At 60.5% G+C, this 13,580-nt stretch carries 9 protein-coding genes and 2 pseudogenes; 3 read left to right on the forward strand and 8 right to left on the reverse strand.

Translation table 11 applies throughout. The features are described 5' to 3' along the window. Nucleotides 1–227: 227 nt before the first annotated feature. The 4 genes and pseudogenes from DFS28_RS01575 to rep form a co-directional block, all read right to left on the reverse strand. Nucleotides 228–554 (reverse strand): annotated as a pseudogene (locus DFS28_RS01575) (xanthine phosphoribosyltransferase); the annotation flags it as partial. Nucleotides 555–794: 240 nt separating this feature from the next. Beyond that, nucleotides 795–1,121: pseudogene (locus DFS28_RS01580) on the reverse strand (xanthine phosphoribosyltransferase); the annotation flags it as partial. A 241-nt stretch (nt 1,122–1,362) separates the two neighbouring features. Beyond that, entirely contained in the window at nt 1,363–1,935 is a 573-nt protein-coding gene (locus DFS28_RS01590) for a xanthine phosphoribosyltransferase (RefSeq protein ID WP_008150200.1), read from the reverse strand. A 56-nt stretch (nt 1,936–1,991) separates the two neighbouring features. Further along, nucleotides 1,992–4,001: a DNA helicase Rep gene (rep, locus tag DFS28_RS01595; protein WP_008150203.1), complete on the reverse strand. Its 2,010-nt coding sequence runs from the start codon at nt 3,999–4,001 to the stop codon at nt 1,992–1,994. A 262-nt stretch (nt 4,002–4,263) separates the two neighbouring features. On the opposite strand from rep, the gene DFS28_RS01600 reads away from it, so the two are divergent. Next, on the forward strand, nt 4,264–5,937 hold the full coding sequence (locus DFS28_RS01600; protein WP_111448292.1) for a bifunctional diguanylate cyclase/phosphodiesterase: 1,674 nt from the start codon (nt 4,264–4,266) through the stop codon (nt 5,935–5,937). Nucleotides 5,938–6,044: 107 nt separating this feature from the next. Here DFS28_RS01600 and DFS28_RS01610 read toward each other — a convergent pair whose 3' ends face one another. Continuing rightward, entirely contained in the window at nt 6,045–7,442 is a 1,398-nt protein-coding gene (locus DFS28_RS01610) for a NorM family multidrug efflux MATE transporter (RefSeq protein WP_111448586.1), read from the reverse strand. 158 nt (nt 7,443–7,600) lie between these two features. Between DFS28_RS01610 and DFS28_RS01615 the strand changes: the two genes are divergently transcribed. Together DFS28_RS01615 and DFS28_RS01625 are read left to right on the forward strand one after the other, a co-directional pair. After that, nucleotides 7,601–8,521 carry a LysR substrate-binding domain-containing protein gene (locus DFS28_RS01615; protein WP_111448293.1) on the forward strand — a complete coding sequence of 307 codons (921 nt, stop codon included), beginning with the start codon at nt 7,601–7,603 and terminating at the stop codon, nt 8,519–8,521. 183 nt (nt 8,522–8,704) lie between these two features. Then, the gene (locus DFS28_RS01625; protein ID WP_111448294.1) at nt 8,705–10,681 is read left to right on the forward strand and encodes a methyl-accepting chemotaxis protein; all 1,977 of its coding nucleotides are present in this window, start codon (nt 8,705–8,707) and stop codon (nt 10,679–10,681) included. Between the two features lie 142 nt (nt 10,682–10,823). Here DFS28_RS01625 and DFS28_RS01630 read toward each other — a convergent pair whose 3' ends face one another. Genes DFS28_RS01630 through DFS28_RS01640 form a run of 3 tightly spaced genes read right to left on the reverse strand, consistent with a single transcriptional unit; the run spans nt 10,824 to nt 13,565 of the window. Beyond that, complete coding sequence (locus tag DFS28_RS01630; RefSeq protein ID WP_111448295.1) at nt 10,824–12,263, reverse strand: VWA domain-containing protein; 1,440 nt, start codon at nt 12,261–12,263, stop codon at nt 10,824–10,826. Nucleotides 12,264–12,319: 56 nt separating this feature from the next. Beyond that, nucleotides 12,320–12,826, reverse strand: a complete 507-nt coding sequence (locus DFS28_RS01635; RefSeq protein WP_111448296.1) for a hypothetical protein — start codon at nt 12,824–12,826, stop codon at nt 12,320–12,322. A 4-nt stretch (nt 12,827–12,830) separates the two neighbouring features. Beyond that, a complete protein-coding gene (locus DFS28_RS01640; protein ID WP_111448297.1) occupies nt 12,831–13,565 on the reverse strand; it encodes a hypothetical protein in 735 nt (244 codons plus the stop codon). Nucleotides 13,566–13,580: the final 15 nt, after the last annotated feature.

A 13,580-nucleotide genomic window follows, 5' to 3' on the forward strand; every position in this document is an offset into this window, starting at 1 on the left:
ACATCTGGAGCGAATGCAGCTGACCAACCCTGAAGGGCTGAAAGAGGATTTGTTTCAACGGCTACTGCTCACCGGCCTCAAAGCCACCGCGCAATAACCGTTAAACAGGTGATCCCTGTGGGAGCGGGCTTGCTCGCGAAGGAGCCGTGTCAGTCCCGATGATGTCGACTGACACACCGCCTTCGCGAGCAAGCCCGCTCCCACAAGTGGATGTGTGTTGTGGCGGGTTACTCGATGAAGGTCACGACGCCGCCAGCCAGCGACTGAACGCGGGCCAGGGATTCAACGCGATAACCCTGCGCATCCAGTTCCGCACGGCCGCCCTGGAACGACTTCTCGATCACGATCCCCAAACCCGCCACAGTCGCGCCGGCCTGTTTGATGATCGAGATCAGCGTTTGGGACGCCTTACCGTTGGCCAAAAAGTCATCGATGATCAGCACCCGGTCGCTGCTGGTCAGGTGGCGCGGGGAGATCGCCACGGTGCTTTCGGTCTTCTTGGTGAACGAGTAAACGGTCGCCGACAGCAGGTTTTCGATCAGGGTCAGGGACTGATTCGTTTCCCGAACATCTGGAGCGAATGCAGCTGACCAACCCAGAAGGGCTGAAAGAGGATTTGTTTCAACGGCTACTGCTCACCGGCCTAAAAGCCACCGCACAATAACCGTTAAACAGGTGATCCCTTGTGGGAGCGGGCTTGCTCGCGAAGGGGCCGTGTCAGTCCCGATGATGTCGACTGACACACCGCATTCGCGAGCAAGCCCGCTCCCACAGGGGAAATGCGGTGTTGCGGGTTACTCGATGAAGGTCACGACGCCGCCAGCCAGCGACTGAACGCGGGCCAGGGATTCAACGCGATAACCCTGCGCATCCAGTTCCGCACGGCCGCCCTGGAACGACTTCTCGATCACGATCCCCAAACCCGCCACAGTCGCGCCGGCCTGTTTGATGATCGAGATCAGCGCTTGCGACGCCTTACCGTTGGCCAAAAAGTCATCGATGATCAGCACCCGGTCGCTGCTGGTCAGGTGGCGCGGGGAGATCGCCACGGTGCTTTCGGTTTGTTTGGTGAACGAGTAAACGGTCGCCGACAGCAGGTTTTCGGTCAGGGTCAGGGACTGATTCGTTTCCCGAACATCTGGAGCGAATGCAGCTGACCAACCCTGAAGGGCTGAAAGAGGATTTGTTTCAACGGCTACTGCTCACCGGCCTCAAAGCCACCGCGCAATAACCGTTAAACAGGTGATCCCTGTGGGAGCGGGCTTGCTCGCGAAGGGGCCGTGTCAGTCACCGATGATGTCGACTGACACACCGCCTTCGCGAGCAAGCCCGCTCCCACAAGTGGATGTGTGTTGTGGCGGGTTACTCGATGAAGGTCACGACGCCGCCAGCCAGCGACTGAACGCGGGCCAAGGATTCAACGCGATAACCCTGCGCATCCAGTTCCGCACGGCCGCCCTGGAACGACTTCTCGATCACGATCCCCAAACCCGCCACGGTAGCGCCGGCCTGTTTGATGATCGAGATCAGCGCTTGCGACGCCTTACCGTTGGCCAAAAAGTCATCGATGATCAGCACGCGGTCACTGCTGGTCAGGTGGCGCGGGGAGATCGCCACGGTGCTTTCGGTTTGTTTGGTGAACGAGTAAACGGTCGCCGACAGCAGGTTTTCGGTCAGGGTCAGGGACTGATGCTTGCGCGCAAAAATCACCGGCACACCGAGGTTCAGACCGGTCATGATTGCCGGCGCGATGCCCGAGGCTTCGATGGTGACGATCTTGGTGATGCCCGAGTCCTTGAACAGCGAGGCGAATTCGTCGCCGATCAGCTTCATCAGGGCCGGGTCGATCTGGTGGTTCAGAAAGGCGTCGACTTTCAGGACCTGGTCGGAAAGCACGATGCCTTCTTCGCGAATTTTCTTGTGCAGTGCTTCCATGAAGCTTTCCTCTAAGGACGGCTATGCGTCTAAGGCTGGTTAAAAAGTAGTCGATTCTAGCGCTTTAACATCGCGCGTATATCCGCCAATGCGGTATTCCCGCGAACGGCTTTGACTTCAACGGGCGTGTCGTCGGTGCCTTCCCAGGCCAGGTCGTCCGGCGGCAACTCATCGAGGAAGCGGCTCGGCGCGCAATCGATGATCTCGCCGTATTGCTTACGCTTGGCGGCGAAGGTGAAGGCCAACGTCTGACGCGCTCGGGTAATTCCGACGTAGGCCAAGCGACGTTCTTCTTCGATGGTGTCGGCTTCGATGCTGGAACGGTGCGGAAGGATTTCCTCTTCCATGCCCATGATGAACACGTAAGGGAATTCCAAACCCTTGGAGGCGTGCAGGGTCATCATCTGCACACCTTCGGCGCCGTCTTCCTCTTCCTGCTGACGTTCCAGCATGTCGCGCAGGACGAGTTTGCCGATGGCGTCTTCGACGGTCATCTCGCCTTCTTCGTCTTTCTCGAGGGTGTTTTTCAACGCCTCAATCAGGAACCAGACGTTACCCATGCGGTAATCGGCGGCCTTGTCGCTGGAGCTGTTGGTGCGCAGCCAGTTCTCGTAGTCGATGTCCATAACCATGCTGCGCAGCGCCGAGATCGGGTCTTCACCGGCGCATTGCTCGCGGACTTTGTCCATGAAGCGCTTGAAGCGCGACAGACGATCGGTGAAGCGCGTATCCAGATGTTCGCCCAGGCCGATTTCGTCGGTGGCGGCGTACATCGAGATTTTGCGTTCGGTGGCGTAGTTGCCAAGCTTTTCCAGCGTGGTCGAACCGATCTCCCGGCGTGGGACATTGATCACCCGCAGGAAGGCGTTGTCGTCGTCCGGGTTCACGATCAGGCGGAAGTAGGCCATCAGGTCTTTCACTTCCTGACGTCCGAAAAAGCTGTTGCCGCCGGACAGGCGATACGGAATCTGGTGGTGTTGCAGCTTCAGCTCGATCAGCTTGGCCTGGTAGTTACCGCGGTACAGGATCGCGAAATCGCTGTAGGGCCGATCCGTGCGCAAGTGCAGGGTCAGCAGTTCCACGGCCACGCGCTCGGCTTCGGCGTCTTCGTTGCGGCAACGGATCACGCGGATCTCGTCGCCGTGACCCATCTCGCTCCACAGCTGCTTTTCGAATTCGTGCGGGTTGTTCGAGATCAATACGTTGGCGCACCGCAGGATGCGGCTGGTGGAGCGATAGTTTTGCTCCAGCATCACCACTTTCAGGGACGGGTAATCGTCCTTGAGCAGCATCAGGTTTTCCGGCCGCGCGCCGCGCCAGGCATAGATCGACTGGTCGTCATCGCCCACCACGGTGAACTGATTGCGTATGCCAATGAGCAACTTCACCAGCAAATACTGGCTGGCGTTGGTGTCCTGGTATTCGTCCACCAGCAGGTAGCGGACTTTGTTCTGCCATTTTTCGAGGATGTCGGCGTGTTCCTGGAACAGCTTCACCGGCAGCAGGATCAGGTCGTCGAAGTCCACCGCGTTGAACGCCTTGAGCGTGCGCTGATAGTGGGTGTAGACGATGGCGGCGGTCTGTTCCTTGGGGTTGCGCGCGTTTTCCAGGGCTTCGGGCGGCAGGATCAGGTCGTTCTTCCAGGAGCCGATCATGTTCTTGATCTCGTCGACGCCGTCGTCGCCCGAGTATTCCTTCTGCATGATGTCGGTCATCAAGGCTTTGACGTCGGTCTCGTCGAAGATCGAGAAACCCGGCTTGTAGCCCAGCCGCACGTGTTCCTTGCGGATGATGTTCAGGCCCAGATTGTGGAAGGTGCAGACGGTCAGGCCGCGGCCTTCGCCGCCCTTGAGCAGGGTGCCGACCCGTTCCTTCATCTCGCGCGCGGCCTTGTTGGTAAAGGTCATGGCGACGATGTACTGGGCGCGAATGCCACAGTTCTGGATCAGATGCGCAATTTTGCGGGTGATCACGCTGGTCTTGCCGGAGCCTGCACCGGCGAGCACCAAAAGAGGGCCGCCGACGTAGCTCACGGCTTCTTGCTGCCGGGGATTGAGTCGGGACATACGAAATCAGGGAGTCGTTTGCGAAATGGGCCGGCATTTTAACAGGCTCAGCGAATTGTGCTGCTCTCTCCGACTTGTGACGCAGCACGCTATCTATATTTGCCGGTTTTGATACTTTCACGCAGGATGCACGATGAATGTGCGTCTATTGTTCATGTTCAAGATACAAAGCCGCGTTTGATAACCGGGGTCATTTGGTCATTGGTTACCGGCGCTGCATAATGCCCGCCGCCTACATCTTTGCAGAGTCTAGGGAGCTAGCTTGTCTACGCCTGTCGAACCCTTGCGTTTGCTGCTACTGGCCGAAGAGCCAGCGTGGGCAGCGTTGTTGCGCGAGTGCCTGGCTCCGATGGGGAGCTCGACCGTGCTGATCAGCGCGCCGAGCTGGGAGTCGGTCAGCAGTCTGTTCGATGACAACCGCGGTGCGGTGTTGTTGACGATTCCAGCGCTTCAACCTCTACCTGGCCGTTGCAGCCTGCCGACGGTATTGCTGCTCGAACATGAGCCGCTGTTACCGCCCGACGGGGTGAGTGACTGGCTGGTGCGCGATGTGCTCGATCCTGGCATGTTGCGCCGTTGCCTGCGGCATGTGCGCGAACGTGGCCTGCTGGAAAACACCCTGCAGCGCCTGGCCGAGCAAGACCCGCTGACCGGCATCGCCAACCGCCAGGGTTTCCAGACCTTGCTGGCGGCACGCCTGGCGGAAAACGACGGCCGCGGCCTGGCCCTCGGTCACCTTGATCTCGACAACTTCCGCCACGCCAACGACGCCCTCGGCCACCAGGCCGGTGACCGGTTGATCCTGCAAGTGGTCGCGCGGCTGAAAAGCCAGCTTGAGGCCAGCGATCAACTGGCCCGACTGGGCAGTGATGAGTTCGCCCTGCTGATCGACACCCGCCGCGCGCCTCAGCGCGCCGAATGGATGGCCGAACGCATTACCGAAGCCCTGTCCGAACCCTATTGGGTCGACGGCGAAAGCCTGTTGATCGGCTCCAGCCTGGGTATCGCCCACGCCCGGGCCCAGGCCGGCGCGGACCCATTGATGTGGCACGCACACATCGCCATGCAACAAGCCAAAAGTACTCAGGGCTGCACTTTTCACATCTTCAACGAACGCATCAATCGCAATGCCCGCAGCATGGCCGATCTCGAAAGCGAGCTGCGCCGGGCGTTGCGCCGGGATGAACTGGAACTGCATTACCAGCCTCGCCTGAACCTTGAGGACGGGCAGATCGTCGGCCTCGAAGCCTTGGTGCGCTGGCGCCATGCCGAGCGTGGCTTGCTGCCTCCGAGCGAATTCGTGCCGCTGGCTGAGCAAAGCGGCTTGATTGTGCCGCTGGGTTACTGGGTGATTTCCCGCGCATTGCGCGACATGCAAGCGTTGCGCGAGCGGGGTTTGCCGGCGTTGCACATGGCGATCAACCTGTCGTTCCGCCAGTTTCAAGACAGCCAATTACTCGCGACACTGAGTCGGCTGATTGCCGAGCGCGGTGTCGAGGCGCAATGGCTGGAGTTCGAACTGACTGAAACCGCGGTGATGCGCCGCAGCGATCTGGTGAAGCAGACCATGGATGCCTTGGGGCGTCTGGGTGTGCGCTTTTCCCTGGACGACTTCGGCACCGGTTTCTCTTCGTTCGTGCACCTCAACAGCCTGCCGATTACCTTGCTGAAGATTGACAAGAGCTTTGTCGGCGGCATGGAACAGCGCGAAGAGAATCGCAAACTGGTCCACGCGATGATCAATCTGGCGCACAACCTCAATCTTGAAGTGGTCGCCGAAGGCGTAGAAACGCCGGAGCAACTGGATCTGTTGCGCGGGTTTGGCTGCGATCAGGTGCAGGGCTATCTGATCAGCAAGCCGTTGCCGTTGGCGGAGCTGGTTGAGTATTTGACCTTCGGTAGCAACCAGCAGCCCGCCCTGGAAGTCGTGAACTAACCACGAATAACTGTGGGAGCGGGCTTGCTCGCGAAGGCGGTGTATCAGTCAAAGTTGATGTCAACTGACACTGCCCCTTCGCGAGCAAGCCCGCTCCCACATTGATCTCAATCAGGCTGTGCGACCGGGAAACTATTCCGCGGCGCTACCTCCTGCCGAATCATCCGCGTCATCTTCCACTCAAACGCCCACGTCAGGCTCACCGCCGCGCACGCCAGTCCCAGCGCCAATCCCCACCAGACGCCTGTCGGCCCCCAATTCAAATGGAAGGCCATCCACCAGGCGGCTGGCGCGCCAATCAGCCAATAACAACCCAAACCCACGAGGAACGTGGTCTTGGCATCCTTGAGCCCGCGAATGCAGCCCATGGCGATGGTCTGCGTGCCGTCGAACAGCTCGAACCATGCGGCGACCGCCAACAGGCTCACAGCCAGGTTGATGACGTCGCGAAACGCCGGGTCGTTGTGGTCCAGGAACAAACCGATCAACTGATTCGGCAGCAACCAGAAGACCATGGCGAAGGCAAGCATCGCCGCCGCGCCAAAAACGATGCCGACCCGTCCCGCCAGCCGTGCATTCAGCAGCTGCCCGGCGCCGTAGTGCTGCCCGATGCGCATGGTGATCGCATAGGAAATCCCCGCCGGAACCATGAACGCCACCGAGACGATTTGCAGGGCGATCTGGTGTGCGCCCAGTTGCGTACTGCCCATGGTGCCCATACACAGCGCGGCGAACGCAAACAGTCCGACTTCCACCGCGTAGGTGCCACCAATCGGCAGGCCCAGGCGCCACAGTTCCTTCAGATACTGACGGTTAGGCCGCGACAGGCCTTGGCGCAAGGGATAAGCGTCGTAAGCCGGATGCCGACGGATGTGCCAGGCCAGCGCCAGCGCCATGCAGTTGGCGACGATAGCGGTGACCAGCCCGATGCCCATCAGCCCCAGTTTCGGCAGACCGAACATGCCGGTAATCAATGCGTAATTGAGCAGGAAGTTGGCCACGGTGCCGCCGAGGCTGATGACCATCACCGGTGTTGCCCGGCCGATGGCGCTGGTGAAGCCGCGCAGGGCCATGAAGCTCAGGTAGCCGGGCAGGGCGAACGGCAGGATCAGCAGGAACTGCCCGGCCGCGTGGACGTTGGTTTCGGTCTGGCCGAACAGCAGCAACACCGGTTTGAGGTTCCACAGCAGCAGCCCGGCCACCAACGCCATCAACCACGCCAGCCATAACCCGGCCTGGGTCAGCCTGGCGGCGCCTACGATGTCGCCGGCACCCTGACGGATGGCCACGAGGGTGCCGACCGCGGCGATCACGCCAATGCAGAAGATCGACACGAACGAGTAAGTGGCGGCGCCCAAACCGCCACCGGCCAGCGCTTCGGGACTCAGGCGCGCCATCATCAAGGTGTCGGTGAGGACCATCAGCATGTGCGCCAACTGCGAGGCAATCAACGGCCCCGCCAGCCGCAGGATGGCCCAGAGTTCGGTACGTGCTGGATGCTGCATGGTCATCACGCTCGATAATTAAAGAGGGACAGGAAAGCGTCGATTCTCGGCGCTCTACGGGGTTTGCACAAAGGGATAAAAAGGATGGGTGGCATGATTCAAACTCATGCTGGAAGTTTCTGCTAGGGTGACCGAATCCCGCTATAGGAGCTTTCCGAATGTCCCGTCGTCTTCCTCCCTTGTATGCCCTGCGCGCATTCGAAGCGGCGGCGCGGCACAGTTCGTTTACCCGTGCGGCCGAAGAACTGTCGATCACCCAAAGCGCGGTCAGTCGGCACATTCGTACGCTCGAAGAGCATTTTGCCTGTCGGCTGTTTCACCGCAGTGGGCGCAATCTGCAACTGACCGAATCGGCGCGGTTGATCCTGCCCGGCATTCGCGAAGGCTTCACCGCCCTGGAGCGGGCCTGCAATACCTTGCGCGCCGAAGATGACATCCTGCGCATGAAAGCGCCGTCGACCCTGACCATGCGTTGGCTGCTGGCACGGCTCAGCCGCTTTCGGCACCTGCAACCGGGCAACGAGGTTCAGTTGACCAGCGCCTGGATGGACGTCGACTCGGTGGACTTCAACCATGAACCATTCGACTGCGCCGTCATCCTCAGCAACGGTAATTTCCCACCGGACTGGGAGACGAGTTTCCTGTTCCCGGAAGAGCTGATTCCAGTCGGCGCGCCGAATCTTCTGCAGGATCAACCGTGGGATGTCGCACGGCTGGCCAGTGCCGAACTGCTGCACCCGACACCGGACCGTCGTGACTGGCGCAGTTGGCTGGAACGCATGGGGCTGGCGGATCAGGTGTCGCTCAAGGGCGGGCAGGTGTTCGACACGCTGGAACTGGGCATGATCGCCGCCGCCCGAGGTTATGGCGTGTCCATGGGCGATCTGCTGATGGTGGCGGAAGATGTGGCTCAGGGACGTCTGAGTCTGCCGTGGCCGACGGCCGTCGCCAGCGGTGAGAAATATTACCTGGTCTGGCCGAAAACCCGCCCCGGAGGTGAACGTTTGCGCAGGCTCAGCGACTTCCTGCAAGGCGAAGCCCGAGCAATGGAATTGCCCGACGTTCAACACTTGGGCTGAATCGATAGAGCCGTCGCAATGGCGGCCTTGAGCCATACCCCGGTTAATTACTCAAGTATTCCGATTTTCCGCCGAAAATGCAGGTGGAACCTTCGTGCAGGTTCGACGCAATTCCCATTATTAGAATTTTGCTGAGTGTGCAGCCAGATCAAGGAAGATCCGGTCGCTCGGCCAGGAGCTGTCATGTCTCAACCTCGTGCCCGGATCGCCTCACAGCTTGGTCTTGCGCTTGCCGTGATACTGGCGATTGTCATCAGCGGCAGTACCGTGTTCGCCCTGCGTTCGCTGGATACCGCCAACCTTGCCACCCGCGAAGAGCACCTGGCCAGTGAAGCCCGGTTGCTGGCCGATCAGTTGAGTACCTTTCACGGCACGTTGCGTGAAAGCACCCAGCGCCTGAGTGGTCTGTTCGAGAAGCGCTTCAGCGCCGGTTTGAGCGTGCACCCGGATGAGCCGGTGGCGGTAGCGGGCGCGCAGACGCCGGGCCTGCACCTGGGCAGCGAAGTGCTGAACAACAATTTCAAGGAAGTGGACGAGTTCAAGCAAATGACCGCCGGCGTGGCGACGGTGTTTGTGCGCAGCGGCGAAGACTTCATTCGGGTCAGCACGTCCCTGAGCAAACAGGACGGCACCCGGGCCATCGGCACGCTGCTCGATCACGCGAACCCGGCCTATGCCCGCTTGATGGCAGGGCAGGCCTACGTCGGTCGCGCCTTGCTGTTCGAACGCTCCTACATGACTCAGTACACCCCCGTACGTGACAGCGGCGGTAAGGTGATTGCTGTTCTGTTCGTAGGATTTGACTACACCGACGCTCAGAATGCGCAGTTCGCCAACCTCAAGCGCTTCCGTATCGGCCAGACCGGTTCCCTGGCGCTGCTGGATGAGCAGAGCAAATGGCTGGTGCCGATCGCGGGCGTACAAGCGCTGGATCAAGCGGTCCCGGCCATCGTCAATCTCGCGAAAACGCCGGGCAAGGGCGAGTTCTGGAGCGACACGTCCGAAGACTTCTACAGCATTGCCGTACCGTTTGAAGGCGGCCCATGGTCGGTCGTGGCGAGCATGCCGAAAACCGAAATCCGTGCCGTGACCTGGAGTGTCGGCATTCAATTGGCGATTGGCAGTCTGCTGGCGATGTTGATCGCTGTGGGGGCGGCGGTCTGGTTGCTGCGCAGCAAACTCGCCCCTTTGGGTGATCTGGTGCGTCAGGCCGAAGCTTTGGGCGCCGGTGATTTGAGCGTGCGGCTGAACGTATCGAGCAACGACGAGATCGGTCAGCTGGCCCGTGCGTTCAACCAGATGAGCCAGGCGCTGTCGACCATGGTCGAGCACATCCGCAAGGCCTCGCAAGAGGTCAACAGCCGCGCCCAGGCCTTGTCCGGTCTGTCCGGTGGCGCCTATGAAGGGATGGAGCAGCAGTCGGGCGAAATCACCAGCATGGCCGGCGCCGTGGAAGAGTTCAGCGCCACCTCCCTGAACATTGCCGACAACATGGGCAGCACTCAGCGTCTGGCTCAAGAAAACGCGCAGCAAACCCAGATCGGTCGTACGTCGATGGACGAAGCGTCCTCGTCTCTGGAACAAATCGCTGGCGCGCTGAACAGCACGGCGACGGTGATCAACACCTTGGGTCAGCGCTCCCAGGAAATCGGCGGCATCGTCGGTGTGATTACCTCGATTGCCGAGCAGACCAACTTGCTAGCGCTCAACGCCGCCATCGAAGCCGCGCGTGCCGGTGAGCAGGGGCGTGGTTTTGCGGTGGTGGCCGATGAGGTGCGTAACCTGGCGTCGCGTACCCGTCAGGCCACTGACGAGATCTCCGGGATGATCAGCAGCATCCAGCAGGAAACCGGCAATGCCATCAGCACCATGGAACAGGGCAATGTGTTGATGCAGGAAGGGTTGTCGCGTAACGCCAACGTGGCTTCAGCCCTGGCGCGGATCGACGAGCAGAGCCGTTCGGCCGGTGAGCAGTTTGCCGCAATTACCACGGCGACTCAGGAACAGAGCAGTACTGCGACGTTGCTCAGCAGTAACCTGCAAAGCATTGCCCTGGCGAACAGTGAACAGCGGGAAGTGGTGTCCAATCTGGCGATCACCGCCAAAGAGCTGGAGAAGCTGGCGGCGGATTTGCGGCATGAGGTTGACCGGTTTCGTTGAGGTGCCGCTGATATAGCCTTCGCGGGCAAGCCACGCTCCCACAGGGTTATGTGTCGTTCCGCTCTCTTGTGAACGACACAAAACCTGTGGGAGCGGGCTTGCTCGCGAATGGGGTCACCTCAATTCAGGATCTGTCCCCTAGCTAGTTACACTTGGCATTGCTGGACACTTCCTTGGTCGCCTGTTTCAGCTGGCTACCCAGTTCTGCCGCATTGGTGCTGTTGTAAACCCGGCCACCGGTGTTTTCAGCGATGCAACGTGACGGGCCACCGGCACCGATTTTCACCACGTTGACCCGCAGGCGCGGCTGTTCCCTGGCGATTCGGCGGGACACCGCGCAAGCGTCTTTATCGCAACCGTCCTCGCCGTCGACGAACATCACGATCACTGCATCGTTATTGCGCCCGTCGACCTTGCTGGCGGCGTAGGCCAGGCTGTCGGCCAGTGGCGTGCCATCGTTGGGAACCAGACCGCGAATCCCGTTGATCAACCGCTGACGGTCGCCAAACTTGAACACGCCCTGGTCCGGCGTTCTTTCGCAACCGGCGAAGGTGATCAGGCGCGTGTCGATCTTCGGGTCAAGCCCATTGATCATGCCGGCCAGCGAGTCCTTGGCGACATCCATGCGGCTGGGCTTGGCGAAGATCTGCATGGTGCGGTTCGGGTCCAGGTACTTGTTCATCTCATTGCCGAAGAACCAGTCCTCATCGGATTTCACCGACTTGATGTTCAAATCCATCGAACCCGAGGTGTCGAGTACCACCACAAATTGCGGGGGCACGGCATCAGGCGCTTTTTTACGGCAAGCGTAGTTGTCCAGCGTCGGGGCTGGAGGTGGCGGCGGTGGAGGTGGCGGCGGTGGCGGCGCGGCCACGACCGGTTTTGGTGGTGGGACTGGCTTGGGTGGCGGCACGGGTGCTGGTTCGGGCACGGGCTCTGGTTCCGGAACAGGTTCCGGTTCCACGGCAGGCTCGGGAACAGGCTCGACCGGTTTCTCGACGGGCGTCACCACGGGCGCTACCGGCGCAACCGGTGGAACCACGACAACCGGCTCACGGTGCAAGAACCACCAGAGCCACAGCGCCAGAAGCAGCAGCAACAACGCGAGCAAGGCCGCCGCGATCCACCAGCCACGGCGCGATGGCGGAACAACCGGCACCACCGGAACGACCGGCGGTACGATCGGTTTGGGCGGGCGCTGGTTCCAGCGCACCACCAAAGGCTCACCGTTGAGGCTGTAAAGTTTGTCCAGCTCCGGTGTGCCGAGCAGGCTGCGTAGGTCTTCGGCTTCCGTCGGTTGACCGCGTCTTTGCAGTTCGTCCGCCAGTTGCCCGAGGGACGTCTGACGCACTTCATAGGTTTCCAGCAAACGTCGTTGCGCGTCCTCGTTGAGGTCGGCGTAGGGCGTAGGTTGGCCACCCAGTTCGGTCCACCATTCCAGCACGTCGCCGCTGCCCATCCGCGGGATGGCAAACAGGCTGGCGACGGTCGGCGGAAAGTGTTTCTGGATGAGGGCGACTTTAGCTTGCAGCGCACTCATCCCCTCCGGTGTGGCTTGCGCATCCCTGATGACCCGCTGCATGACGACGATTCCTGAAAAAGTGCAGGCCTCCAACGAGAGGCCTGGGGGGTGAAAAGTTACTCTTCGTAGCCGAGGCTGAATTGCAGCTGATTGACCTTCTTCTGCAACGCCTTCAGCTCTTCCTGCTTGGCCTTCAGCGTCGCTGGAGTGGCTTTGGTGGCTGGCGCTGCCTGCGAAGCCTTGAGCTGCTGCTCGAGACCGGCGATCTGCTTTTTCACCTGGCTTTCATTGCCATGCCGGGCCTTGAGCGAGGCCAGCAGTTGTCCCAGCGACTGATTCAGCGCCGCCTGGGCTTTCTGCTGGCTGGCCAGGTCGGTTTTGGTGCTCAGTTGCTGGGCCTGAATGTTCTCGTACACCTTACGGAACATTGCGTTTTGCTGACGGGACTCGCTCAGGGCCAGTTCCTTCTGCTTGACCTGATCGCTGTAACCACCGGAGTAGTCGCAGTTCATCTTGGTCAGCATGCTGCTGTCGCGATTGGTCGCATCGCATTCGCCCGGTTGGGTCGCGCAACCGCTCAAGGCCAGGACGGCGGTGAGGACCGCCAGTTGTCGTAACGTCATGTGCTTAGCCCAGGGTGATGGCGGAGCGTTGGCTGTACAGACCGTCGACTTCCTTCTGCAGGGCAGCGACTTTCTGGTTCATTTTCTTAATGTTCATGTCCACCTGCTTGATCTCGGCGCCGGCGGCGCCTTGTGCACGCTCGGCGTCTGCCACTTTGGTGTACTCGGTGACTTTGATGCGCATGTTGCCGAGGTCTTTACGCAGGCGCGCGATGTTCGAATCGATCTCGGCGATTTGCTCCTGGGCCTGGATCTTGTCGACTTTCTTGTTGGCGATGTCTTTTTTGATCCGGGCGATTTTCGCCTGATCATCATTGATCACTTGCTGAGCGGTCGCGGTACGGGCGATCACGTTCTGGGTGTCTTGTTCGACGTCGCTGTTCATTTTAGCCAAGCGGGTGGTGGTGTCGGCGTATTCGGTGCGACGCTGATCCAGGTAGTAGTTCGCGCCCATGGCCACGCCACACGCGGTAATACCGGCGGCGACGGCGCACACGGCTTTGTTGTTGCTGTTGGACAGCGCGCAAGCGAGGATGCCGACACCGGCGCCCATGGCGCAGGCCTGATAGCCGGACTTGCTGAAGAACTCTGCATCCTGCCCCTGGGTCAGGCGCGGGTCGGTGCCGTCGCTGTCGCCGAGCATGGAGCTACCGGTGTTGGCGCAACCGGTCAGCAACAGGCTGCCGGCGACAACGAAAGCGATCTGTAGCTTGAAGCGAGTCCAAAGGCTGCGCGACATGGTGAAACTCCTCGG

Source organism: Pseudomonas sp. 478 (assembly GCF_003254125.1).
Classification (GTDB): Bacteria; Pseudomonadota; Gammaproteobacteria; order Pseudomonadales; family Pseudomonadaceae; genus Aquipseudomonas.

Bases quoted from the DNA above. Each gene is read 5' to 3' on its own strand.
- rep (WP_008150203.1), bottom strand. From the start codon at position 4,001: ATGTCCCGACTCAATCCCCGGCAGCAAGAAGCCGTGAGCTACGTCGGC.
- DFS28_RS01635 (WP_111448296.1), bottom strand. From the start codon at position 12,826: ATGACGTTACGACAACTGGCGGTCCTCACCGCCGTCCTGGCCTTGAGC.
- DFS28_RS01590 (WP_008150200.1), bottom strand. From the start codon at position 1,935: ATGGAAGCACTGCACAAGAAAATTCGCGAAGAAGGCATCGTGCTTTCC.
- DFS28_RS01640 (WP_111448297.1), bottom strand. From the start codon at position 13,565: ATGTCGCGCAGCCTTTGGACTCGCTTCAAGCTACAGATCGCTTTCGTT.
- DFS28_RS01630 (WP_111448295.1), bottom strand. From the start codon at position 12,263: ATGCAGCGGGTCATCAGGGATGCGCAAGCCACACCGGAGGGGATGAGT.
- DFS28_RS01610 (WP_111448586.1), bottom strand. From the start codon at position 7,442: ATGCAGCATCCAGCACGTACCGAACTCTGGGCCATCCTGCGGCTGGCG.
- DFS28_RS01615 (WP_111448293.1), top strand. From the start codon at position 7,601: ATGTCCCGTCGTCTTCCTCCCTTGTATGCCCTGCGCGCATTCGAAGCG.
- DFS28_RS01625 (WP_111448294.1), top strand. From the start codon at position 8,705: ATGTCTCAACCTCGTGCCCGGATCGCCTCACAGCTTGGTCTTGCGCTT.